Genomic DNA, 24,653 nt, shown 5'->3' on the forward strand with positions numbered 1-24,653 from the left:
TGAGGAGTGATAAGGATGCTATACCCCATTAATACGTCTTCTCGCAGCGTTATCGATTTGTCCGGCATTTGGAATTTCAAAACAGATCCCGGAATCGGCTTACTGGAAGGATGGCAGATGCAGTCGCTAAGCGACACGATTGCGATGGCTGTTCCGTCTTCCTATAACGATATCGGCGTTAACGCCGGAATACGAAATCATGTAGGTTGGGTTTGGTACGAACGGGAAATCATTATTCCGAAGACGCTGGCCTCGCAGCGAATCGTTCTTCGATTCAGCTCGGCCACCCATGAAGCGAAGGTGTATATCAATGGAACACTGGCAGTAGAGCATACGGGCGGCTTTACACCGTTCGAAGTGGAACTGAACGGTCATCTGCTGCCGCATAAAAATAGGCTCACAGTTGCCGTCAATAATATTTTGGACGAATCGACGCTGCCCGTGGGACATTTCATGGAGCGCGATATTGAAGGAGTGGGCAAAGTCGCTCGGAATAATCCCAATTTCGATTTCTTTAACTATGCGGGGCTGCATCGTCCTGTGAAGATCTACACGACGCCTCAAAGCTATATACAAGATGTACAGATTATATCAAGCGTCAAGGATGACGGCTCCGCGGAAGTGAGCTGCAAGATTGACAGCGCCGGAGAGTCTGACGTGCGTATCAACATCCTAGATGAAGCGGGAACCGTCGTTGCCCAAGGAGAAGGGGCACAAGGGAGCTTCTTGCTGGCGGATGCTAAGCTTTGGGAGCCTTTGAATGCTTATTTGTACACGTTAAAGGTGGAGCTAGTTCAGGGAGGGGAAATTATCGATGAGTATGATCAACCCTTTGGCATCCGGACTGTGGAAGTGACGGGCGGCAAATTCCTAATCAACGGCAAACCGTTCTACTTCAAGGGCTTCGGCAAACACGAGGATTCGCCGATCCATGGACGTGGCATTAACGAGGCGGCCAATGTCATGGATTTTCGATTAATGAAGTGGATGGGTGCCAATTCGTTCCGTACATCCCATTATCCATATTCGGAAGAAATCATGAGACTGGCTGACAGGGAAGGATTCGTCGTTATCGACGAGGTGGCTGCCGTCGGTCTGCACTTGAATTTCATTCCAACGCTGACGGGTGGGAAGAGACGGGACACGTGGAAAGAGCTGAGAACCTATGAAGCGCATCGGGAAGCCATTCGCGAGCTGATTGCGAGAGACAAGAACCATGCATGCGTTGTTATGTGGTCCATCGCTAATGAGCCTGCGACTTCCGAGGAAGGGGCGCGCGAGTACTTCGAGCCGCTGCTCCGATATGCGAAGGAATGCGACCCGCAAGGACGCCCCGTCACAGTGGTAACGCTTCAAGAAGGGAGCCCGGAGCATTGCAAGGTATCGGATCTGGTAGACGTTCTCTGCTTGAATCGGTATTACGGCTGGTACGTCGAAGGCGGGGAATGGGAGATTGCTAAATCGAGACTCCGCCATGAGCTCGAAGGCTGGAAACAACGCTGCCCAGAGAAGCCAATCATCATGACGGAATATGGCGCGGATACGATCGCAGGCTTCCATGACGTTGATCCCGTCATGTTTACTGAGGAATTTCAGTCCGAATTTTTACGGGCGAATCATGAGGTGTTCGACGAGTGCAGCAATTTTGTCGGCGAACATGTATGGAACTTTGCCGATTTCAGCACCAGTCAGGGCATCTTCCGCGTTCAAGGGAATAAAAAAGGCATATTTACGCGTGACCGCAAGCCAAAATTAGCTGCGCATGAGCTGAAGAAACGGTGGGAAGCCATTCCGGACTATCATTATAAGAGCTAAATTACCTACGATAGCGGACCAATGGGGGGATTTAACCCTGGCGGGCTTGTAGAAGCTTTGAATATTCCACCTCGATTTATCCCGGTCATGATCGTCACAATCGGTCAAGCAGCTGCTCCGGCTCGTCCAAGTACACGCTTGCCTCTCAGCAAATTAGTTGTTCATGAATCTTTTTAATATATGAATTTCGGAGCCATCGGGAAATCTGATGGTTCCTTTTTAATGAAAGCAGCATAGCAAATGATACGCCTTACGTACACCTGAGGCTTCTGCAGCAGTTGTAAATTCGGCATTGTAGTCTTTATAGAATTTTTCACGTTTTACTCCATCACAGAATCTGGTAAATTTATGGTATATTAGCTATGAACCTGCTAAACAAGCTGTTTTTGACCATAGAGACAATCATAGTGGAGATCGAAGCTTTTATACCGGAAATCCAAGAGGATGGTGTGTATCGGTGGAAAAGAGTATGAGGGATCAGCAGCGCTTGAACACGGTCATAACGTTTGCAGACAATGTGCTTAAGGAGGGGAGGGGGCGCACCGGACGGGAGCTTAGCCCTTTGTTCGCCGACGGCATTGACGTCAGGAAGAAGGAGCCCGTCACATGGCGGTTTCCCGGAGGGCGCGAGGCGGTCATGTCCAATTTGGCGAGCCAGCAAAACCTTTTTCGCACCTTTGTTGGGCTGTCGAGGCTTACAGGCGATGAGCAGTATGAAAATGCCGCAAAAGCTGCGATCAAATTTCACTTTGACCATCTTCAAAGCCAGTGCGGCCTGCTGCAATGGGGCGGGCATCGGCTGATTGACCTGAGAACGCTGCAGGTTGCCGGAGCAGAGGAAAAAAACGGTATGGTGCATGAGCTGAAAAACCATTTTCCGTATTATGAACTCATGTACGAGGTTGACCCTGCAGCTACCGTCAAATACATTAGAGCGTTATGGAATGCGCATGTGATCAATTGGAGCTCCCTTGAAATTAGCAGACATGGCAGCTTCGGCTTGAAAAGCAGCAGGCTGTGGGCACACGAATTCCGTGATGCGGAGCCGTTTTCAGAGGTTAGCGGGCTGTCCTTTCTGAACGCGGGAAATGATCTCATATATGCGGCAGGGATGCTGTACAAGCTGGCGGGCGAGAAAGGCGCTCTGCTATGGCTGAAAAGGCTCGCACGTCAGTATAACAAGGCGAGAAATGCGGATACAGGCTTAGGTGCGTATCAATTCAACCAAGCGAGAAAAGTGTATCATACGAATGATGACAGCAATACGCATTCCCGCTTCGGGGACAGGGCTGGGCGGCAATTCGGTCCCGAGTTTGGAGACGCAGCGCTGGAAGGGAAAATGCTTTTGGAAGCGCAGGCCTCTACCGTCTATTATGAAAATACGTTGATGCAGCTTCAGCTTGTGAGCATGCTTGGGGAAGTTGTGAAGGAGCTGGCAGATTGGTCAAGGCAAGGGCTCGGCGCTTTTTTGAAATACGGCTATCTTCCTGAAAGGAATGCGTTTAAGCCGATGCTCACCGACGGTACGGATTTATCGGGATACGCGCTTAAACGGGACGGCTATTACGGAGATAAAGGCGCCATCATCGGCCAGTTTCCCGCTACTAGCAAGTTTTTGCTTTCTTATGTGAGAACGTTCATACAGACTGGCGACGTGAGCCTATGGGAAGCGGCAAGAAGCATGGCCAAAGGGAATGGTCTTGGAGATATGGGCCGTGAGCCTGGTGTGGATGACGATCTGGATTTCTCGACACCATGCGACGATGCAAGAGCTCTTTATGCGATGCTTGATGTTTATTCGAAATTTGGACATTCGCAATACTTGGAGATGGCTAGAAGAGTAGGAGATAATATCGTCAGCAGAAAATTTCATTTCGGCTATTTTCTGCCTGCAAGCAACTGCAAGTATGCGAATTTTGACGCAGCCGAACCGCTTGCCCTTCTAGCTCTACAGGCTGCTATTGAGGCAAAGCAGCACTGTGTTCCAGCATTTATCGACGGGAAAGGATTTTTTCATGCCAACGTTGAAGGTGAGGATGGCTCCATAAAGACATGGAAGTCCTTTCAGTTGTACAAGGAAACGATCTGAGCCTATTCCTCGACCAATTCTATAATGCCTACATTATTTTTGTACAAAAATACGACCTTCTTATTGCCGATAGCCGGGGCCTCCAAAGCTTCGGCTATGACTAGGTAGCCCAGCTTCTTCAATTGATCGGTCTTCTCATAAATGTTCGCGGTTTCATAACAAAAATGATAGGGTGTGCTGCCAGCCTTTTTTAAAAGGTTTTTAACCGGAGAATTGTCATTCAGCGGACAAACCAGCTCCACTAAATAGGTACCATTTTTAATAAATTGAATTAAAATATTCCGTTGATCATCATGACACTTTTCGCCGTCTACCTCGTATCCAAGTGCGATAAACTCCTGTAATGCCTTATCTAAATCCTCTACAACATAGCCTATATGATGTACCTTCATATGATTCAACTCCTGCTAAAGTTTAGCTGCTATATTCCACACATTTAACCACATACAACGGCTTATGATCTCATAGCCCACATCACAAATATAATATAATCCTCTATCGTCAAATAAACAAGATAATTGACATCCTCGACAAAAAAAGGGAATTCGTTGACAACGATTCGACGATAGACTACGATAAAATTGACTTTGTTGTAAAAATTTATAAGCTCCCAGATATAGCGGCTTAAAAGCTAGAGAAGGCTGTAAAAGTGCTATCCTAATCTAAGCAAGGGGAGAAGTTTCGTGAATATGATCAGTCGTGATTTAAATCTCGTATTTTCGGCAACGTTCACAGCAGAGCCAGTCAGAAGATCACTCGTTTTTTGGTTGGAAAAGCTCGGAATAAACGCTGCGATTCAATATGAGAATCAGGTTTTCAAACAGCTGCTCGATCCTTATAGCGCTATGCGTCAAAACAGCGGCATTAACGTCATTTTAATTCGTTTTGATGATTGGTTTAGGGTCGAAGACGGTTTGGAAACGGAGATTAGAAAAGATGCTTTATTACAATCCAAAGTCGACCGAAATATCGTTGATCTGCTGAATGCCGTGAAAACATCAGTAGAAACCACATCAGCCATTCATATCGTGTGTATTTGCCCTCCTTCGCCACTAATGGAATGGAGCACCGAGACGGCTTGCGATTATAAAGAAATAGAGAACCGTTTATATCAAGGACTTCAGGGACTGAACGGGATTTTGCCAGTCGCTTCTTCTGATATTCTTGATCTATATCCCGTAGCGGATTATTATGATTTCCATTCGGATAAAATGGGACATATTCCGTACAAACAAATCTTTTTTGATGCGCTCGGTACGGTCATTGCCAGAAAAATCTATTCGGCCACAAGCCTGCCTTATAAAGTAATCGTGCTGGATTGCGACCAGACGCTGTGGAAGGGCATTTGCGGCGAAGACGGAGTTGAAGGGATTGCGGTGGACCCATACCGAAAGCAGCTGCAGGCGTTTATGCTGGAGCAGCAGCGCTTGGGGATGCTTCTATGCCTGTGCAGCAAAAACAATGAAAGCGATATCATAGAGGCGCTGAATCGGCCTGATATGCTGATCAAGCCCGAACTTATCGCGGCTTCCAGAATCAACTGGGAGCGCAAATCGGATAATTTGGAAGCGTTGGCTAGAGAACTGAATCTGGGCTTGGACAGCTTCATCTTTATTGACGACAACCCTGTCGAATGTATGGAGGTTAAGACTCGTTGTCCCCAAGTTCTGACGTTATGCTTGCCTGAAAATGACGAGGACATTCCGCTTTACTTAAGCAACATATGGGCATTTGACCGTATAAACACGACTGCGGCAGACCAGAGCCGTACGGAATTGGTTAAACAAAATACGGAGCGGAATAAGTTCCAGCAGGAAATGCTGTCCTACGAAGCTTTTATAAGCGGGTTGGAGCTGAACGTCAGCATTTCTCCGCTGGGTGAGACGGAGCTGGCAAGAGCCGCTCAATTGACTCAAAGGGTGAATCAATTTAATTTTACTACGATTAGGCGCTCTGAAGCAGAGCTTAGAAGGATATGCAGCGAAGAAAATGTGAGCTGCTTCACCGTAGCTGCCAGTGACAGATTTGGAGATTATGGAATAGTAGGTTTGGTTGTTTGCCGCGAGCAGGGTTCAAAGCTCAGCGTGGACAGCTTCCTTCTTAGCTGCAGGGCTCTAGGTAAAGGAATAGAGTATACAATGCTTGCTAGACTTGGCGAAATAGCGGCGGACAAAGGTCTGGGCGAAGTGGAGGTTATTTTTGTTCCAACCTCTAAAAACCAGCCTGCCGGACAGTTTTTAAGCTTAATCGGAGCACAGAACGTTACGGCTTCGGCTGAAAATAAAGTGTATGCGTTCACCGCTGCATTTGCGAGAACAGTAGACTTTACGTCCTATCTGGAACAAGCGGATCACTTACGTGAGGAGGTTCATGCAGCCGTGCAGCAAACGGCAAGCGGTTCTGATCCGGTCATTTTAGATGTGCTGGATGACATTGGAAGGCATTTGAATACGTCTAGAAGCATACACGCCAAAGTTGAGGCGGCCTCGCAAGGCAAGACTGGGGAGCGGGCGGAGTATGTAGCTCCGAGGAATGAATTCGAGAAAAGAATACTAAAAATTTGGGAAGATGTTTTAGTCATTGAGCAAATCGGAGTCATGGATAATTTGTTTGAGGTTGGCGGCGAATCCATCAAAGCGATTCAGATTTTGTCCAGAATTCGGGAGGAATTCGAAGTAGATTTGCCAATGACGGTATTGTTCGAAGGCTCGCTTACGGTCGCAGGGCTTGCTCAGAGTGTCGAAACGAGCTTGCTCAGCAGCTTTGACGAAGATTTGATTGCTGAACAATTAGCGGCCTTGGAAAACCTGACGGAAGAAGAAATCGAGCTGCTGCTTCGGGAAGAGAGCGAGTGAGGCAAGTATGAAGCTGTTACTAGCTCAAAATGCATCCTATTATCCAGCACTTGGTGGAGCCAATAAGTCAAACAGGACGCTTATGGAAGCATTAAGCCGCTTAGGGCACGAGTGCCGCGTCGTTTCTACAGCCTTGGTCAATAGTGCCTCAGAACAAGACCAGCGGGGTGTTGGTGAGATTGAGGTTATATCCTCAAGTCCTGAAGTTTCGGTTTTCAACCTTAAAGGTGTTGCTATTCATGCTGTGAAAGTCCGAGCAGCGATGGACAGCGCAAGGTTGAAGGATTATTTGATCAGGCAAATGAAAGAGTTTGCTCCCGATAGAATTCTTATTTCCACGGAGGATGTGGGGCATGTACTGCTGGAGGCAGCTGTGAAGAGCGCACCCTCCAGAGTCGTCTACCTTGCCAGGACAACGCTTTATTTGCCGTTTGGACCGGATTGTTTTTTGGAGGCGCCTGATAAAACGGAGCTGCTGCGTAAAGCGGCAGCCATTGTCGTCGTTGGCGATTATTTGAAGGACTATATGTGGCAGTGGGCCAAGCTCAAAGCAGAGGTGCTTCCCATTTCTTTGTTTGGCGATGGTCCTTTTCCGGACTTTGGAAATTTCGACAAGGGCTATGTGGCCATGGTTAATCCATGCGCTTACAAGGGGATATCGATTTTTCTAGAGCTGGCGCGCTCCTTTCCTGAGCTGTCATTTGCCGCCATCCCGACATGGGGCACGACTTCCGAAGATATGAAAGCGCTGATGGAGCTCAAAAACGTTCGTATTTTTGATCCAGTAGACGATATGAACAAGCTTTTCTGCCAAACCCGTGTCATGCTCGTTCCTTCCCTGTGGGCTGAGGCCAAATCAAGGACGATCGTAGAGGCTATGCTGCGAGGCATCCCTGTTCTGGCAAGTGACGTTGGGGGAAATCCGGAAGCCAAGCTGGGGGTGGAGTATGTGCTTCCGGTAAATCCGATTAACGGTTATAAGCAGGCCGTTGATGAGCGCAGCTTGCCGGTATCGGATATTCCAGAGCAGCATATACAACCGTGGCAGGAGGCACTCAGACGTTTATTGAGCGTAAGGGAACACTATGAGGATGTATCAAGACGTTCCAGGGAAGCGGCACTGGATTATGTAGAAAATAGGGGAGGGAGCAGGCGGGTTGAAGCGTTTTTGCTGAATCTGCAAGTCGAAGCGGAAAATACGCAGCAATCAGACCTAGTCCCTGCCGTTAAAGAAAATACCGTTGCCCAAATGACCGACAAGCTTACTCCTGCGCAGAAGGCGCTGCTCGCCTTAAGGTTAAATAAAAAAAATCAAAGCCGGGGTAATGACCAATGAGTAAAGGATCGGATAACAACGCGGTTGCAGAAAAATGGAGCGGCCTTTCGGACAAGCAGAAGGCATTGCTGGCTCTGAGGATGAAAAAACAAGGTACGGAGCAGCCGGCGCAAAGCTTGAAGATCACCCGGCTGGAAAGAACCGGCGAAGACCGCTTTATGGCCTCCTATGCGCAGAAGCGCTTCTGGTTTCTTGACCAATGGCATACGAACAAGGCTGCCTATAATACCCATCTTGTTTCCAAGCTGATGGGCAGGGTGGACTTGAATGCGCTTAAGCAAACCTTCGATGCGATTGTGAACAGGCATGAGATTTTGCAGATGGTTTATCGCAGTCGCGAGCATGAGGTTGAGTGCTGCCGTCATTCCAATCCAGTTATTACGATTGGCGAGAAATCCGTAAAGGCGCTCACCAGAAAGCAGCTGGAGGGAAAAATCGAGGACTTCGTCCACGAAGAGGTACACAACCCTTTTGATTTGGCTAATGATTTACCGATAAGGGTGACTTTGCTATCTGCCTCAAAAAGAGAGCATTACCTGATTATCGTCGTCCACCACATCGTGTCGGATATGTGGTCCTTGCGTGTAATGAACAAGGAAATTGAATGGTTTTACAATGCCTTTGCCAGAGGCCTGCAGCCTGAGCTTCCGGAGCTCCCCGTGCAGTATATGGATTATGCGGTATGGCAAAGGAATCTATTAGAGGGAAAAGTTACAGAAAGACAGATCCAGTACTGGAAGGAAGAATTAGCAGGAGCGCCTCCATGTCTGCCATTGACGACCGATTTTCCCCGTCCGGATGTACAAACCTATAATGGGAAAGTTCATAAATTTATTATTCCAGATGGAATGGCGGACAAAATTCAGACGCTTTCAAGCGAAGAAGCGATAACCCCATTTGTTTTTTCATTAACGGCTTTTGCTATTTTACTGAACCGTTATACCCAAGCGGATGATATCGTCATAGGCTCTCCGGTTGCGGGGCGTACCCATAAAGAGGTTGAAAACCTGATGGGCTTGTTCATCAATACGCTTGCGATTAGAGTTCGTTTAGCGGACAATCCCCGGATCAGGGAGCTGCTGCAAACGGTCAAAAAAACCGTTATGGGAGCCGTTGCAAATCAGGAACTCCCTTTTGAGAAGCTTGTGGAGGAATTGCAAATTGAACGTGATTTGAGCTATTCACCGGTTTTTCAGGCGATGTTTAATTTTCAAAGCATAGAGAAAACAGCCCTTCAGCTTACCGGGCTGGAAGTTACTCCTTTTTTGCGCAGCAACAATACGACAAAGTTTGATTTGAACCTTGCCGTCAAGTACATTGAAGGCGAAATGACCTGCTTCTTGACCTACAACACCGATTTATTCCTTCCCGAAACGATCCAGCGCATGGCAGGCCATTACATGGAGATCATTTCCTCTATGGCCGACAGCTTTAGCTTAAAGGCTCATGAGATTGAGATGCTTACCCCACTAGAAAAACAAACGCTGCTCTCAGAATGGAGCTTTTCCGAATACAAAAATCATCCTGATGTGCCATATGTTCACAAGCTTTTTGAGGAGCAGGTGCAGAAAAGTCCAGATGCCATTGCGGTTGCTTGCCAGGGCAGGTCTTACACTTACGTGGAGCTCAATCAAAGAGCCAACAAGCTTGCCCGCTATTTATCCGCTAAAGGAGTTGGCCCCGAAAAACGTGTAGCCTTATTTGCCGAGCGTTCGCTGGAAACGGTAGTGGGCATTCTTGGCATTTTGAAAGCAGGCGGAGCCTACGTCCCAATAGATCCTCTGTTTCCTGTCGACCGTATCAGGTACATACTGGAGGATGCCTCCATTGATATTGTAGTTGCCGAGGCGCATTTAGCGGTTTCCTTAGGCGATGCTGCAACGGCCGAATGGGTGTATCTCGACGCTGACTGGCCAGCAATCGCAGAGCAGAGCAGTGACAATATGGCGGTGCCGCTGCAGCCTTCCAATCTGATTTACATCATTTATACATCAGGCTCTACAGGCAAACCGAAGGGTGTTGCAGTAGAGCATGGGAATTTTCTGAATTACTATTTCGGAGTGATGCAGAGGCTGGATGTGGAGCCAGGGCTTAAATACGCGATTGCTTCCACCTTTGCGGCTGACCTCGCCACCATTAATGTTTGGGCCGCATTAAACACGGGCGGACAGCTTCATATATTGACCTATGATCAATCCGTCGACTCCCAGCAATATGCCAAATACTTCAGGGAGCACGGAATCGATGTGATTAAAATGGTTCCAAGCCATTTCAAGGCGCTGCAGGAACGGGCGAACCTTCGCGATATTATTCCTAATAAACGGCTTATCCTTGCTGGCGAGCCATCTTATTGGGACATGATTGATGGCATCAGGGCGGCGAAGCCTGAGACGGAGATCCAGATCCATTACGGACCGACCGAAACGACGGTGTCTATGCTGACATATACCGTAACCGAAAAAAGGCCCGTTCAGCATACTTCGGTGCTGCCGCTTGGACGTCCGCTGCCGAATGTATCCATCTATGTGCTGGATGATAAATTGCAACTGGCGCCTATGGGAGTTCCCGGGGAGCTGTTCATTGGAGGGCCGGGTGTTGCCAGAGAGTATTTGGGCAGGCCGGATTTAACCGCTGAAAAGTTTATACCGAATAGGTTCGACACGGAAAATGGCGGTCGGCTATATCGGACCGGAGACATTGTGCGTTATTTGGAAAACGGGCATATTGAGTTTTTGAGCAGGGTTGATGAGCAGGTGAAAATACGCGGCTTCCGAATTGAGCTGGGGGAAATCCATTCAGCTTTGCTCGAATATCACGGGATCAAGGATGTCTTTGTGACCGTTCATGAAGATGCTAACGGTGAAAAAAAGATTGTTGCCTATTATGTGCAGGATGGGTCACAGCCAGTTAATCTAGCCGAGCTGCGGAACGCTCTGAAGGAGAAGCTTCCGGGCTACATGATTCCTGCGATATTTATGGAGCTGGATAAGCTGCCCTTGAACGCTAACGGCAAGGTGGAACGCAGCGCTCTGCCTGCTCCGAATGCCCTAGAATCAGCTGCGAAAAACGATTATGAAGCGCCGCGGGACGAATTGGAAGCGAGAATGGCTGCTGTCTGGTCCGAGGTTTTGAACATCGAGAAAATAGGGATTAACGATGATTTCTTTAGCCTGGGAGGAGACTCATTTAAGGCTGTCCAGGTCGTTCGAGGAATCGATCATGCGCTGAGCATTATCGACCTTTTTAAATATCCGACGATCGGGGAACTGTCCGCTATCGTCTCTGAGGGCAGTACGGACAGCGGGGACGTCCTCCACCGTCTATCGAGGGAAAAGAAGGCCTCCGAGGAGATTGCCATCGTTTGTGTTCCCTTTGCTGGCGGGAGCGCTATTTCCTATCAGCCGCTGGCGGATGCGCTGCCGGATCATTATGCACTGTATGCCGTTCAAATACCCGGGCATGACTTCAGCAAAAAAGATGAAGCCCTTGAGCCTTTGGAAGAAGTAGCAAGGCGCTGTGTACGGGAAATAAAGGACAAAGTTGATGCCCCATCCATCGTTGTCTACGGGCATTGTCTTGGAGGCGCTCTAGCTATTGAAATAGCGAGACTGCTGGAGCAAGAGGCTATGAATATGGCTGGTGTTGTTATGGGAGGAAATTTTCCTGTGTCGCAGCTGCCGGGCAAGCTGTTCAAGCTGTGGAACAAGCTATTGCCAAGGGATCGCCGCATTTCAAATCGTGCCTATATGGATATGCTCCGATCATTGGGCGGCTTCAGCGAAACGCTGTCAGGAGAGGAGCGGGATTTTATTATCCGCAGTCTCAGGCATGACCGCCGTGAAAGCGAGCGGTATTACTCTGATCGGTATGCCGATGCTAATCATGCAAAATTAAAGGCGCCGCTTCTTTGCATTGTCGGCGAACGGGACAGGACGACCGAGTTTTATGAGGAGCAGTATAAGGACTGGGAGTTTTTCAGCAGCCGTGTGGATATAGATCTGATTCCAAATGCGGGCCATTATTTCTTTAAGCATCAGTCCCATGCTGTAGCTGATTGCATAGAGAATGGCCTTGAAGCGTGGCAGCAGCAGAAGGAGAACGAGGAAAAACAGGGGGAAGAGGAGAATCTGAAGCAAAATAACTGGGAAACGGCAGCATCGCCGGAAGTGCTTCCGAATTTGCGAACGCTTTTCATCTTCGTTTTTGGGCAGTTTATTTCGATGATGGGCTCCAGCTTAACGGGTTTTGCGATGGGCCTATGGGTGTACAGCCATTCAGGCGCCATTATGGATTTTGCCGCAACGCTTGTGTTTCACCGTCTGCCGGGCATCCTAATGCTTCCATTTGCAGGTGTTCTGGCGGATAAAAAGGATCGCAGGCATATTCTGATTTGGAGCAATATATGCTCTGCGCTGGTCACGATTATGATTGCCCTGTTCTTCTACAGCAACTCGCTTTCGACGTGGCATATTTATGTCGCGGTGGCGGCCTTATCCATTGCAAATGCCTTTCAGCGCCCGGCCTATTTGGCGGCAGTTGCCCAAATTGCGCCCAAGCGATATCTGGGACAAGCGAATGGAATTGTGCAGCTGGCTACCTCTTCGAGCGAAGTGCTCGCGCCGCTTCTGGGGGGCGTCCTGGTGATGACTTTTGAGCTGCCGGGCATTCTTATCATCGACTTCCTATCCTTCGTTTTTGCTATATCAACTTTGCTCTTTATAAGATTTCCGAATTCCCTATTCCGCAAAATTGAAGAGCCTTTTTGGGCTCAAATGGCCGGAGGCTGGAATTTCATCAGGAAGCGCAAAAGCTTCGTGGCGTTGATTTTGTTTTTTATGGTTTCCAATTTGATGCTGGGCATGGCTAACGTTCTCATCACTCCTCTCGTTCTAACCTTTGGATCTACCGTTGTGCTCGGAATGGTGACCTCGGCCATCGGCATAGGGGGACTGGCAGGCGGAGTGGCTATGGGGTTATGGGGCGGTACCCGCAGAAGAGCGGAGGGCATGATTGGTTTTAGCTTGCTTATCGGTCTTTCCTACATCGTTATGGGGCTTACGCCAATAACGGGTCTGGTCATGGCAGGGGTATTCGCTTACGGTGTCTCCCTGTCGATGACAAACGCCCACTGGCAGACTCTGATCCAATCCAAGGTGCGGGCCGAGCTGCTGGCAAGGGTATTTTCGATCAATCAGCTATTCGCTTTGCCTACTATTCCGCTGGGCTACTATATTGGCGGTCTACTGTCGGACAAAATTTTCAAACCGCTGTTTGTCGATCATCCGGAGCTTGTTAAGAGCCTGGGCTGGCTCGTAGGTACGGGGCCGACACGGGGAATTGGCCTGCTGTTTATTTTGATCGGCTTGTTTATGGCGGCATGGAGCTTCCTTGGTCTTCGATATAATCCGCTCCGATATATGGATGATATTTTACCCGATGCGATCCCGGGGCCGCTGTTTATTAGGGATAAGGATCGCATACAGCAGGAGGAAGATCGGGAACTGGAGCGGATAAATAAACAGCTTGCGAGTAAGAACGTTTTTAGCAGGGGGAAGAGCTATGATATTTAATGTAATGACCGTATTGAACAGTGATTATTTTGACTTTGGAAAGCTATTTGTCAATTCCTTTTATGACAATGTGGATTTAAGCCGTATCCATAAGCTGTATGTTTATGATACCGGACTTTCCGAGGACGATAAAAAATATTTGTCTGTTTTTCCGCAGATGGAAATTGTATCAACCGAACTGAATACGAAGCATGTGCTGCTTCACGATGAGGACTGGCGCAAAAATGTATACTCCAAAACGGCTTTCCTGCTGCAGGTCATTGAAAAGGATTCACTGCCTACCGTCATGATCGATTCAGATTGCCTGTTCCTTTCCGATTTCACCCGCTTGATACCGGAAAACGATGATTTCGTCGCCTGCCGCCGTGAAGAGCAGGAAGCCTTTTGTGAATATATCGCGTCCTTCTTTGTGATCAATTCCATCGAAAAAGCCCCTTCTTTTATACGGGAATGGAGAGAGGAAATGTATTACGGGACGGAAAATCATAAGGAAAGCCCGGCATTATCGCGCTTGATCAATAAGGGCGGCTATCAGGTCTATGCGATCAAGGAAGATCTGGTATCCTACACGGGTACTGAATTGACGGCGGATGTAACCATCGCTCATATGAAGTCGACCAGAGGACTGCGGACGGTAGAGCAGAGAGTTAACCAGCCCCATTTGAAAGCGTATAAGGAGAAGTATTTGACGGAAATTCCTATAGCTGCTGTTGGGGAAGCGTTTGAAGCGATGTTCCGGGAAACGGCCTCGGAAGCTGCAACGGAGCAAGGTATCGGGAAGGAGCGCTCCTCCGTTTTGGACAACATTTCGCCAGAGAAAAGAGCTCTGCTTCTAAAAAGGCTGAAGAAGGGCTGATTGCCTATATGTACGACATACGTTGCCTTCACAAAAAGAGGGAGTGTACGAAATGGACCATTTGGAAGAACGGTTAAAGCTTAAATATCCTCAATTACAACATACGGTAAAAACGATTAAATCGCCTCTTCGTTTTTGTCCCTTCGGGGCTCATGTCGATCATCAAGCCGGGCTGGTAGCCGGAATGACGCTGGATATTTCTGTCGATATGGTTTATGTTCAGAATGAAGAGGAGTATATAAGGGTGCAAAGCTTGGATTTCCCCGACGAGGAATATTTTCATCTGGAACAGGTTCCGGCTATGGTGCCGGGATTTTGGGGCAATTATCTTAGGGGTGCCGTTCTGGCCTTAAGAAAGCAAAATATATTAAAGCACGGCATTTATGCATTAGTTAGAGGCAAGCATCCTATTGGCGGCTTGAGCTCTTCAGCAGCGGTAACTACCGCCTATCTTCTGGCACTTTGCGACGTTAACGGGATCAAAATCCCACCGCTTGAGCTAATCAACTACAGCCACTGGGTAGAGAACCATTTTATCGGTTTGAATAATGGCATACTGGATCAGTCGATCAATATTTTAAGCCGTGAAGGCTATTTGACCGTGATGGATACCAAAACCAAAAGCTATGAGTTGATCGAAAGGCCGCAAGCGATGCCGGAATTTGAAGTCGTTATTGTTTATTCCGGTGTGAGCAAGGCATTGATCGGGACCGATTATAACAATCGTGTAGATGAATGCAAAGTGGCCGCATGGCTTCTGCACGAGATGGCCGGCTTGCCTATGAAAAACCTGAAAGGGACCCAGCTCCGAGATATTGAGCATGAGGTTTACCAGGAGTATAAGTCAGGCTTGCAAGGCAGATTTCTGAAGAGGGCGGAGCATTTTTTCACCGAGAATGAACGTGTGAAGCAAGGCGCCGAGGCGTGGAAACAGGGGGACCTGCAAAAATTCGGCAGCCTGATGCTTGAATCGGGGGAAAGCTCCATTCATAATTATGATTGTGGCTGTCCAGAGCTCATCAGCATTTTCCATATCCTTAAGAATACACAAGGCGTTTATGGAGCCAGGTTCAGCGGAGCGGGCTACAGAGGCTGCTGTATTGGTCTGGTGGACCCGGCGTATAAGGAGCAGATCAAAGCCGCCATTGATGCACAATATCCAAAGCAGCATCCAGCGTATAAGGATTTGTATCAGGTGTGCTTCAGCAAAACCGATGATGGCGCGCGAATTATATAACTGGGGTTAGAAGCGAGGGAAATACGAATGAAGGCTATCATTTTAGCGGCGGGATACGCAACCCGCCTTTATCCTTTGACAAAGGACTTTCCAAAGCCTCTTCTGGAGGTTGGGGGGAAAGCGATCATGGATCATATTATGGAGAAAATCGCAAGGGTTAACTTGATTGACGAGATTTTTATGGTGACCAATGCCCGTTTTTATAGCCATTTTGTAGACTGGGCGAGCCAATCAGACTATTCCAAGCCGATTAAAGTCATCGATGATCAGACGACAAGCAATGAGAACCGCTTAGGGGCTATTGCCGACTTGCAGTTTGTGTTGGAACAGGAAAAGCTGGACGATGATCTTCTGGTCATGGCTGGCGACAATCTTTTTGATTTTGAACTAACCGAAATGGTTCATTTCTATCAAAGGGTGAGTACGGATACGATCGCAGCCCATGAGATTGATGATCTAAACTTTCTAAAGCGCACAGGTGTGCTGCAAATCGATGCTAATGGAAGAGTTATGGATTTTGAGGAAAAGCCAGCACAGCCCAAATCCCATTTGGCATGTCCTCCCTTTTATATTTACAGGCAGTCAACACTCCCTTTGATCAAGCAGTATTTGGAGGAGGGCAACAACGCTGACGCACCAGGCAACTTTGTTCCGTGGCTGATTCGGCATAAAGAGGTTCATGCCTACAAGTTTGAAGGGAAGCGCTTTGATATTGGGACATTGGAGAGCTATCACGAGGCAAGGGAGCTATTCGCAAAGCGGTATTAGTAGATAAATTGGCTTGGGTCTATACAAAACGGAGTCGCCCTGTCACTTCTTATTTGGAGGACTGAGGTTCCGCTATTTTGGCTTTTGATCCGATTTCAGGCCGTGAGCGGACAGGAGATCCGTTATGACCATCATCCTCCCGTCAAAATGGCCATTGGCGGCACATTAGGGGCTCCTGAGTCCGCAGACTGTGCCTTAACCCGTGATTCACTTGAAATAGCGGCTACTGTGTCCGCCAAGTCTATCTTTGTGGGGGTAGAAACATTAAAATCCCCAGCTCCTCCAATCCGTGAAAAAGGAGGAGCTGGGGATTCATTATGATGTGTGTAATAGGTTCTTAATGCAGTGTTTGCAAAGCACCCGGCGTAAACGGAATCAATTCATCTTGTCGTCCGTCGCGGACTTTATCTGCCCAGGCAGGATCGACGAGCAGGGCACGGCCGACAGCTACGAGATCGAATTCGCCTTCATCGAGGCGTGAGGCCAGATCATCCACATTGGCGTTTTCTGCGCCTTTGCCTTCGGTGAAGAGGCTCATAAAGTCGCCGTCCAATCCTACAGAGCCAACGGTAATCGTTGGTTTGCCGGTAAGCTTTTTCGTCCAGCCTGCAAAGTTGAGCTCCGAGCCTTCGAATTCCGGCTCCCAGAAGCGGCGGGTCGAGCAGTGGAAAATATCTACGCCAGCTTCTACGAGCGGAGCAAGAAACTGTCCCAGCTCCTCAGGCGTTTTCGCAAGCTTAGCTGTGTACTCGGACGATTTCCACTGCGAGAGGCGAATAATAATCGGGAAATCAGGTCCTACAGCTTGGCGGCAAGCTTCAATGATCTCGACCGCAAAACGCGTTCTGGACAGCATATCGCCGCCATAACGATCCGTCCGTTTATTCGTTTTCTCCCAGAAAAATTGGTCGATCAAATAGCCGTGTGCGCCATGGAGCTCAATACCGTCAAAGCCAATCCGTTTCGCATCAGCAGCTGCTTGTGCATAAGCTGCAACGAGATCGCGAATTTCGGCTTCGGTCAAAGGCTCATTAACGACCTCGCCCTCTGCAGTAACACCTGAAGGGCCAATCGGCAGTGCTTCCGGATTCGGATGGGAGCCGACCTTGCGCGTCGTGCCCACATGCCAAATCTGCGGAACGATTTTGCCGCCAGCCTGATGAACGGCTTCAACAACCTTCGCCCAGCCATTTAATGCAGCTTCGCCATGAAAGTTAGGGATGTTCGGATTATCGGTGGCAGCCGGATGGTTAATCAGCGTGCCCTCTGTAACAATTAAGCCAACGCCATTTTCGGCGCGGCGTCTATAGTAGGCGACTACATCTTCACCGGGAACGCCATTTGGAGAAAAACCGCGGGTCATTGGTGCCATTACGACACGGTTAGGCAGGGAAAGTGGACCTGCTGAGAACGGCTTGAACAACGATTGAATTGAGCTCATGAATAAAATACCTCCTAATCGAATGGGGAATCTATAATTCTATAAAAATAGATATAAAAGCATGAAATGAACAGGCATAAGCAAGGTTATAGCTCATCCTGAATCATTTCTTTGAAAAGCCGAATGTTAGCTTCATTGCGTCTGTAATAGGTGTGCTGTCCGATCCGCTTCGACTCCAGCAAGCCTGCTTTATGCATTTTCACTAAATAGCCGGATATAACGGATTGCGCAAGGCCTGTTTTTTCAGCAAACGAACCGACACAGACGCCTCCAGCAAACTGACATGCATCTGTTAGATGACATTGAGGCCCAAAATACTCCTCAGGCGTTTTCAGCCATTTTAAAATATGGTACCGTTTCTCGTTAGACACAGCTTTAAGTATCGACAAAGTATCCATGAGGATTAGTATATCTATTTTTATAGAAATGTCAAATTGTTATTTGGCTAAAGCATTAAAAGGGTTGAAATGACAAAAGCATCGCGTGTAAAATAGTGGGAAATAATGGCAGGAGAGGATAGGTGCTGCTTGGCCATTCAATCATTATATACGCTATGGGATGATATTGAGCATTTTGACTTGGGAGATTCCGAGGCAACAGCTGCGGAGTGGCAAGGTCATAAGGGTTTGTATTTAGAAAAGATGAATGCGGCAGTGTTTCTGCGCGAGGAGCTGCCGTTTACCTCTTTTCGCCTGAAGGCGGAGGTGGCGATTCCACATAAGGTCGGCTTCATTGGCTTTATTTTCGGAGCAGTGGATGCTCAAAATTATGAGCTCGTCTATTTGGCTCCCGTCGAAATTCAATATGATCCGATTATGAACGGGTCCATGACCTGGCAAATTTATAATGGAGTTCGCTATCAGAAAGCATTGCCTGACACAACGGGGGTCTGGCAGAAGCTCGCGGTTGAGGTGCATCCTAACGGTGCGTTCGTTTATTTGGGCGATGATTCCGAGCCAAAGCTCATTCTGACAAAATTGCAGCATGGGGGCGAACCAGGGAAAATCGGCTTTTGGAGTTTTTTGCATAGCTATATTCGTGATTTATCTATTGAACAAATCGAGCCAAAGCCACTGAATGAAAGCGGAGCTGATTTGTACCAGCAAGAGACTGGCTTAGCGGATACTACGGTAAGGGAATGGAGGCTGTCAGAGCCTTATTTACGAGGAGAGAACCCTCCTGCGGAGCAGCGCTGGCTGAAGGCGAAGGTGGAGGAGAACGGCATACTCAATGTTAATCGTTGGTTTGCAGCAGAGCCTGGGAGTACGGTAGAGGCTAGAAGCATCATTAGGCTTCCTTCCAATCAGGAATCCGTTATTTCATTTGGCTTTAGCGATCATCTTCGGCTGTGGATTAATGACCATGAAATTTACCAAGGAAGCTGGAAGTGGAATCCGCCGTCAAGCGATGGAAGAATTTCTCCAGACTTTTACCAGGTAGTTGTCAAATGGCGAGCTGGGGAAAACAGCATTCGTGCGGAGGTTGCGCAAAGCGAAAATTTTGGCTGGGGTCTGACTTTGCGGACAGGCTTAAACGATGTTTTGCCAATATTTTTATAAAATCAAAACAAGGACTTTCCCGTCAGGTCATAATCGCCCTGACGGGAGAGCCCTTGTTCAGTAAATATAGCTTATTCCGTTATCGGAAACCAGCCTGGCGCATGCGTAATCGCTCCCCACAAGCCATTCGGGATGACGAGGCGCTCCTGATCCTGCTTGGATAAAGTAGTCACAATATCCTGCTCGTTGCCTTGCTTGATTTTCTCCGTCCAATCGGGGTCCATAATAAGCTCGCGGCCAAGGGCGATGAACGGTACGCCGGAGTTTTTCGCTTCAAGCGCTTCTTCTGCGGTTGTTAGGCCGCCGACGCCGATGAATGGAATATGCTCGCTGTATTTTTCGACGAACCAGGCCATGCGGCTTTGTGAATCCTGCTCGCCTCTGCGCGGCTTCGACCAGAAATCATTAAGCGACACATGCAAATAATCCAGCTTCATCTCAATTAAAGCGTTGACCAGATGGTACGAATGCTCCATCGTTAATCCTTCTTCCTCAGGCTCTTCCGGCGAAAAGCGATAGCCTACAAGAAACGGCTGCGGCGCCATAGCTGCTGCTTTCTTAACGGCTTCAACGACGTAGAGCGGGAAAGCCAAACGTTTATGGACAGAGCCGCCCCAATCGTCGGTACGTACATTGGAAGCCGGGGAATAGAATTGCTGCAGCAGGTAACCATTCGCACCGTGAATTTCTACGCCGTCAAAACCAGCCTCAATGGCGCGTCGCGTCGCTTCGCCAAAGTCGGCGATAATCGACTTGATTTCCTCCTCGGTCAACTCGCGTGGCACAATTCCGTCTTCCTGCTGAGCAATGCTGCTGGCGCTTACCAGCTCATCATTCGGCACTAGGCCAGGGAAGCAAGATCTTCCGCCATGAAAAATTTGCAAAATCGCCTTCGCGCCGCGGCTTTTAATTGCATCGGCCAAACGCTTGAGGCTTGGAATCATTTCGTCGGTGTCCGCGCCAAATTCGCCGGGGAAGCCTTTGCCGTTGCGGCTTACGTAGACGCACGCTGTTACGACGATGCCGGGCCCCGCACTGCGACGGCTGTAGTAGGCAAGCTCGTCATCAGGCACTGTACCGTCCGGATTGGATGAGCAGGTTGTCATAGGCGCCATTACAATACGATTATGTACAGACATGCCGTTGGCAAAAGTAAATGGTTCAAATAAAGGCTGAAATTGTGGTTTCATCAGTAGTTCCCTCCAGTTACGAAATGCTATGTACTTTATTTTATATCAGATAATTACGAAAAGAAAGCAGGGTGGGAAAAGCTGATGAAAGGCGTGCAAGGAGCCAGTAATGACCTGTCCTTTTTGCCCGTAAAGGTTGCTTAAATGAAAGGCCTGGTATATAATCAACCAGATTTGCAAACAACTGAAAAATTGTGGGAATAAGGTGCAACAGCTGCGGCTGAAGCTTAAAAGGGAAGTTCGGTGCAAAACCGACGCGGTCCCGCCACTGTTACGGATTAGCTGAAGCTACAAGGCCACTGATCTCCCTTAACGGGATTGGGAAGGCAGCTCGCAGCGCAATATCCGGTAGCCAGGAGACCTGCCTGTTCTGACAACACTGCTGTAACCTACGGAGAATAGGGAAGTGTTAGCGCGCATGCTTATTTGCTATGATAGAAAATAACAATAACAGGCAGCTCTATCTTTCCTATGACTGGAGGTAGAGCTGTCTTTTTTTGCGGATTTTTACAGGAATGAGATTTTGCTAGAGGGAGAGGAAATAGAGAAGATGAAACGTACACAAACGGCAAAAAATAAAAAAAGAATCGGTGTGTTATTTAGCCTCTGCTTGCTGCTGGCGCTTATGGGCTGCAGTGCCGCCAACGGTTCCAATGAATCGAGCGGCAATAATGGGCTGTCGCAGCAGTCTGCTGCTCCTTCCGCCGCTGCGGACGCTGCTTCTGAAGAAATCGTGCTGGCTGCGCCCCGGGATTTAGCACCAGGACCACAGGATGCTTATTACACGAGCACGATTCTATATGTATGGGAGCCGCTGATTACCGCTTCCGAGGATGGCAAGCCTGCTCCGAAGCTGGCGGAAGCATGGGAAATGTCTGCCGACGGCAAGGAATGGACATTCATGCTGCGCAAAGGCGTGACCTTCCACGATGGCGCGCCATTCAACGCGGACGCTGTGCTTGCAAATTTTGCCCGTTACAAGCAGGTGAGCCCCAAAAGTTCTCCGTTCTATACGTTGGACATTAACAATTCATACCCAAGCCTTAAAGAAGCCGTGAAGGTTGATGACAGCACGATTAAGCTTATTTTCGATAATCCGCAGCCGACGCTGCTGTATTCGATGATCAACTTCTCAAGCCCGATGTACAGCCCGAATAATTTTGACGAAAACGGCGACTTCAACGGCCTGCCGCAAGGGACAGGTCCGTTCAAGCTTGTGCAGCATGAGAAGGATCAATTTTCTCTGCTAGAAGCTTACGACGGTTATTATGGCGAAAAGGCAAAAGCTCAAAAAATCCGTGTCCGCGTCATACCGGATCCTGATACAAGGCTTGCTGCCCTGAAATCTGGAGAGATTTTGGGCGTCATGGATTTGGGAGCTATTCCTCCTGCCCTTGCCGAGGAGCTGCTGAAAGATGACCGCTTTGCTGTATCGACGGCAAAATCGACGATTTCCCACTACCTGCACCCGAACGGTGCCAAAGCGCCATTCAATGATGTAAAAATGCGTCAGGCGCTGAGCCTGATGATTGACCGCGAGCAGTTGGTGAAGGAGCTGTATTTGGGCTATCCGACCGCTACCGCCAACATTCTGAATTCGACTTCGCCTTTTTACAAGGATATTCCTGCCGTGCATCATTCGGAAAAGGCAATCGCCCTGGCGCATGAGGTGCTTGGCGATAGCAGGCAGGCGGTTACACTAATTGTGCCAACCTATGGGCTTGACCGTTATCCATATAAAGCGCAAGCCGAGCTGCTCCAGGCTGTGCTTCAAGAACTGCAGCTCGACGTTACGATTCAAATATTGGATGGCGCGGCTTATAAGGAAGCGCAGGCGCAAGGGAACTTCGATTTGGCTATGGCAACTCAGGGGCTGCCGAACGGCGATCCTTATACGATTTTGAACAATTATATGGCTAGCGAAGGCTCAAGCAATAAAAGCTATACGCTCGGTTACACCAATGCCCGTGTGGATGAGCTGTTGAATCAGGTGAAGGCGACGCTGAATATGGATGACCGCGCTGCGATTTATAACGAGCTGCAAGATATTGCAGCCGAGGAATTGCCGACGATTCCGTTGTTTAATGATGCGAGCTTAATTGCCTACAACAAAGAAATTACCGGGTACGGGGCACTTGTGTATGGGACAACGCTGCCGCAGCTGGAGCGGGTGCAATAAGATGGCCTATTTCATTCGGAGGTTGGCGGCGGCTGTTCCCGTCCTGATTGGCATTACGTTTATAGCCTTTGCATTAAGCGTCGCCTCTCCGGGTGATCCGGCTGTCGAGCTGCTGAGCATGAACGGCTTCAGCCAGCCAACCGAGGAGCAAATTGCTGTGAAACGAGAAGAGATGGGGCTGAATGATCCGCTTCTTGCTCAATATGGCCATTGGTTGTCCAAAGCGCTGCAAGGTGATCTTGGAACGTCATATATGACGAAGGAATCGGTTAGCGGCGAGCTGCTGCGCCGTCTTCCTGCAACATTAAGCCTATCCTTGTTAGCCGTACTGTTCGCCGTCCTGCTCGGTGTGCCATCCGGCATGCTCATGGCGATTCGGCGCAATCGGCTGTTCGATCATATCGGCAGGGCGCTTGCGCTAATTTTGGTTTCAATTCCCGGATTTTGGCTCGCGATTATGCTGATTGCCTTATGGTCGGAAAAGCTGCAGCTTCTCCCAACCAGCGGTTATGGCACATGGAAGCATCTGCTTATGCCGGCCGTGGTGCTCGCTTCCGGTACAGGCGCCATATTGATGCGGCTAACGCGTGCGGCGCTGCTGGAGGAGCTGAATAAAGATTATATGCTGACAGCCCGAGCGAAAGGGCTGCGTGAGAGCTTCATTGTGCTTCGGCATGCGCTGCGCAATGCTTGTATTCCGTTGCTCACGGTCATCGGCAGCTATTTTGGAGCGATTGTTGGCGGCTCTGTCATCGTGGAAGTTATTTTTGCAGTGCCGGGCATAGGACGCTTTGCGATGGACGGTATTTTTCGCAGAGATTATCCGGTCATTCAAGGCTATGTCGTATTTACCGGCCTTATCTATGTGCTGTTCAACTTGGCAACGGATTTATGTTATGGGCTTGCTCATCCGCAAATTAGGCTGGGAGGGAAGCTTCGATGAAGATGTCCTATAGGGCGGCTGCGGGCTTGCTTGCTTTTGTTCTGCTTGCCAGCTTGCTTGCACCGCTGCTTGCCCCCTATGACCCGAATCAGATCAATATGGCGCAGCGGCTTGCGCCGCTATCCTCCGTACATTGGCTGGGAACGGACACGCTGGGGCGGGATGTGCTGAGCCGCATTTTATATGGCGGAAGGGTGTCGATCGTGCTGGCGCTGGCCGTTACTCTGGCTACAATGCTAGTCGGTCTGCTGCTTGGCACCATTAGCGGTTATGCTGGCGGTTGGATCGATGAAGCCATACAAATTGTGGTTAGCATTTTTCAGGGGCTGCCGGGCCTCGCGCTTATGCTGGCCATTGCAGGTACGCTCGGTCCAGGTGTAAAAAGCCTGTTTGTCGCGCTTCTCTTCACCTCATGGGCAGATTTCTCCCGGGTCGTGCGCGGCGAGGTCATGAAAATTCGCGAAGAAAGCTATGTAGAAGGCACCCGTGCTTTAGGAGCGGGCCATGTGTACATCATTGGCAGACATATGCTTCCGAATTTGTTAGGGCCGCTTATTGTTCTGTTCACGATTCGGATTGGGCGAGTTATTCTATCGATCGCCTCGCTTAGCTTTCTCGGCCTAGGCTTGCAGCCGCCAGCGGCAGATTGGGGAGTGATGGTGAATGATGCCCGGCCATATTTTCGCAGTTATCCGCATCTGATGATCGCTCCCGGACTTTGCATAGCCGCTGTATCGCTATGTATCAACTGGCTGGGTGACGGTCTTCGCGATAAGCTGGATACACGGACGGAGAAAGAGCATTCGCTGCTGTAG

General features: G+C 48.9%; 16 protein-coding genes and 1 riboswitch. Of the genes, 12 read left to right on the plus strand and 4 right to left on the minus strand.

Translation table 11 applies throughout. From position 1 onward, the window contains the following. The first annotated feature begins 15 nt into the window (after positions 1-15). Positions 16-1,815 carry a beta-glucuronidase gene (uidA, locus tag WH37_RS04045; protein WP_046229278.1) on the plus strand — a complete coding sequence of 600 codons (1,800 nt, stop codon included), beginning with the start codon at positions 16-18 and terminating at the stop codon, positions 1,813-1,815. A gap of 457 nt (positions 1,816-2,272) precedes the next feature. After that, positions 2,273-3,904: a hypothetical protein gene (locus WH37_RS04050; RefSeq protein WP_046229279.1), complete on the plus strand. Its 1,632-nt coding sequence runs from the start codon at positions 2,273-2,275 to the stop codon at positions 3,902-3,904. Positions 3,905-3,906: 2 nt separating this feature from the next. On the opposite strand, the gene WH37_RS04055 is transcribed toward WH37_RS04050, so the two are convergent. Then, positions 3,907-4,296, minus strand: a complete 390-nt coding sequence (locus WH37_RS04055) for a VOC family protein (RefSeq protein WP_046229280.1) — start codon at positions 4,294-4,296, stop codon at positions 3,907-3,909. A gap of 297 nt (positions 4,297-4,593) precedes the next feature. On the opposite strand from WH37_RS04055, the gene WH37_RS04060 reads away from it, so the two are divergent. Genes WH37_RS04060 through WH37_RS04085 form a run of 6 tightly spaced genes read left to right on the plus strand, consistent with a single transcriptional unit; the run spans position 4,594 to position 16,526 of the window. After that, positions 4,594-6,759: an HAD-IIIC family phosphatase gene (locus WH37_RS04060; RefSeq protein ID WP_052736798.1), complete on the plus strand. Its 2,166-nt coding sequence runs from the start codon at positions 4,594-4,596 to the stop codon at positions 6,757-6,759. Between the two features lie 7 nt (positions 6,760-6,766). Continuing rightward, the gene (locus WH37_RS04065) at positions 6,767-8,095 is read left to right on the plus strand and encodes a glycosyltransferase family 4 protein (RefSeq protein WP_046229281.1); all 1,329 of its coding nucleotides are present in this window, start codon (positions 6,767-6,769) and stop codon (positions 8,093-8,095) included. Then, positions 8,092-13,665, plus strand: a complete 5,574-nt coding sequence (locus WH37_RS04070; RefSeq protein WP_046229282.1) for a non-ribosomal peptide synthetase/MFS transporter — start codon at positions 8,092-8,094, stop codon at positions 13,663-13,665. The genes WH37_RS04065 and WH37_RS04070 overlap by 4 nt, the downstream gene beginning before the upstream one ends. Further along, on the plus strand, positions 13,655-14,521 hold the full coding sequence (locus WH37_RS04075) for a hypothetical protein (protein WP_046229283.1): 867 nt from the start codon (positions 13,655-13,657) through the stop codon (positions 14,519-14,521). Before WH37_RS04070 ends, WH37_RS04075 begins: the two co-directional genes overlap by 11 nt. 52 nt (positions 14,522-14,573) lie before the next feature. Next, on the plus strand, positions 14,574-15,758 hold the full coding sequence (locus tag WH37_RS04080; RefSeq protein ID WP_046229284.1) for a GHMP family kinase ATP-binding protein: 1,185 nt from the start codon (positions 14,574-14,576) through the stop codon (positions 15,756-15,758). A gap of 27 nt (positions 15,759-15,785) precedes the next feature. Beyond that, on the plus strand, positions 15,786-16,526 hold the full coding sequence (locus WH37_RS04085; protein WP_046229285.1) for a nucleotidyltransferase family protein: 741 nt from the start codon (positions 15,786-15,788) through the stop codon (positions 16,524-16,526). Between the two features lie 337 nt (positions 16,527-16,863). On the opposite strand, the gene WH37_RS04090 is transcribed toward WH37_RS04085, so the two are convergent. Beyond that, positions 16,864-17,967: an NADH:flavin oxidoreductase gene (locus WH37_RS04090; protein WP_046229286.1), complete on the minus strand. Its 1,104-nt coding sequence runs from the start codon at positions 17,965-17,967 to the stop codon at positions 16,864-16,866. A gap of 86 nt (positions 17,968-18,053) precedes the next feature. Beyond that, a complete protein-coding gene (locus WH37_RS04095; RefSeq protein WP_331458017.1) occupies positions 18,054-18,338 on the minus strand; it encodes an ArsR/SmtB family transcription factor in 285 nt (94 codons plus the stop codon). A gap of 156 nt (positions 18,339-18,494) precedes the next feature. On the opposite strand from WH37_RS04095, the gene WH37_RS04100 reads away from it, so the two are divergent. Continuing rightward, positions 18,495-19,526: a hypothetical protein gene (locus WH37_RS04100; protein ID WP_046229288.1), complete on the plus strand. Its 1,032-nt coding sequence runs from the start codon at positions 18,495-18,497 to the stop codon at positions 19,524-19,526. Between the two features lie 71 nt (positions 19,527-19,597). Here the strand turns inward: WH37_RS04100 and WH37_RS04105 are convergent, their stop codons facing one another. Further along, the gene (locus WH37_RS04105; protein WP_046229289.1) at positions 19,598-20,716 is read right to left on the minus strand and encodes an NADH-dependent flavin oxidoreductase; all 1,119 of its coding nucleotides are present in this window, start codon (positions 20,714-20,716) and stop codon (positions 19,598-19,600) included. 185 nt (positions 20,717-20,901) lie between these two features. Next, positions 20,902-21,099: riboswitch (cobalamin riboswitch) on the plus strand. 167 nt (positions 21,100-21,266) lie between these two features. Between WH37_RS04105 and WH37_RS04110 the strand changes: the two genes are divergently transcribed. The 3 genes from WH37_RS04110 to WH37_RS04120 are packed head-to-tail and all read left to right on the plus strand — an operon-like array spanning position 21,267 to position 24,653. Further along, the gene (locus tag WH37_RS04110; protein ID WP_052736799.1) at positions 21,267-22,895 is read left to right on the plus strand and encodes an ABC transporter substrate-binding protein; all 1,629 of its coding nucleotides are present in this window, start codon (positions 21,267-21,269) and stop codon (positions 22,893-22,895) included. Position 22,896: 1 nt separating this feature from the next. Further along, complete coding sequence (nikB, locus tag WH37_RS04115) at positions 22,897-23,838, plus strand: nickel ABC transporter permease (protein WP_046229290.1); 942 nt, start codon at positions 22,897-22,899, stop codon at positions 23,836-23,838. Next, on the plus strand, positions 23,835-24,653 hold the full coding sequence (locus WH37_RS04120; protein WP_046229291.1) for an ABC transporter permease: 819 nt from the start codon (positions 23,835-23,837) through the stop codon (positions 24,651-24,653). The genes nikB and WH37_RS04120 overlap by 4 nt, the downstream gene beginning before the upstream one ends.

It is taken from the genome of Paenibacillus algorifonticola, assembly GCF_000971975.1.
GTDB lineage: Bacteria > Bacillota > Bacilli > Paenibacillales > Paenibacillaceae > Pristimantibacillus > Pristimantibacillus algorifonticola.

Coding starts and splice junctions, on each gene's coding strand:
- uidA (WP_046229278.1), top strand. CDS start 16: ATGCTATACCCCATTAATACGTCTTCTCGCAGCGTTATCGATTTGTCC.
- WH37_RS04055 (WP_046229280.1), bottom strand. CDS start 4,296: ATGAAGGTACATCATATAGGCTATGTTGTAGAGGATTTAGATAAGGCA.
- WH37_RS04060 (WP_052736798.1), top strand. CDS start 4,594: ATGATCAGTCGTGATTTAAATCTCGTATTTTCGGCAACGTTCACAGCA.
- WH37_RS04065 (WP_046229281.1), top strand. CDS start 6,767: ATGAAGCTGTTACTAGCTCAAAATGCATCCTATTATCCAGCACTTGGT.
- WH37_RS04070 (WP_046229282.1), top strand. CDS start 8,092: ATGAGTAAAGGATCGGATAACAACGCGGTTGCAGAAAAATGGAGCGGC.
- WH37_RS04075 (WP_046229283.1), top strand. CDS start 13,655: ATGATATTTAATGTAATGACCGTATTGAACAGTGATTATTTTGACTTT.
- WH37_RS04080 (WP_046229284.1), top strand. CDS start 14,574: ATGGACCATTTGGAAGAACGGTTAAAGCTTAAATATCCTCAATTACAA.
- WH37_RS04085 (WP_046229285.1), top strand. CDS start 15,786: ATGAAGGCTATCATTTTAGCGGCGGGATACGCAACCCGCCTTTATCCT.
- WH37_RS04090 (WP_046229286.1), bottom strand. CDS start 17,967: ATGAGCTCAATTCAATCGTTGTTCAAGCCGTTCTCAGCAGGTCCACTT.
- WH37_RS04105 (WP_046229289.1), bottom strand. CDS start 20,716: ATGAAACCACAATTTCAGCCTTTATTTGAACCATTTACTTTTGCCAAC.
- WH37_RS04110 (WP_052736799.1), top strand. CDS start 21,267: ATGAAACGTACACAAACGGCAAAAAATAAAAAAAGAATCGGTGTGTTA.
- nikB (WP_046229290.1), top strand. CDS start 22,897: ATGGCCTATTTCATTCGGAGGTTGGCGGCGGCTGTTCCCGTCCTGATT.
- WH37_RS04120 (WP_046229291.1), top strand. CDS start 23,835: ATGAAGATGTCCTATAGGGCGGCTGCGGGCTTGCTTGCTTTTGTTCTG.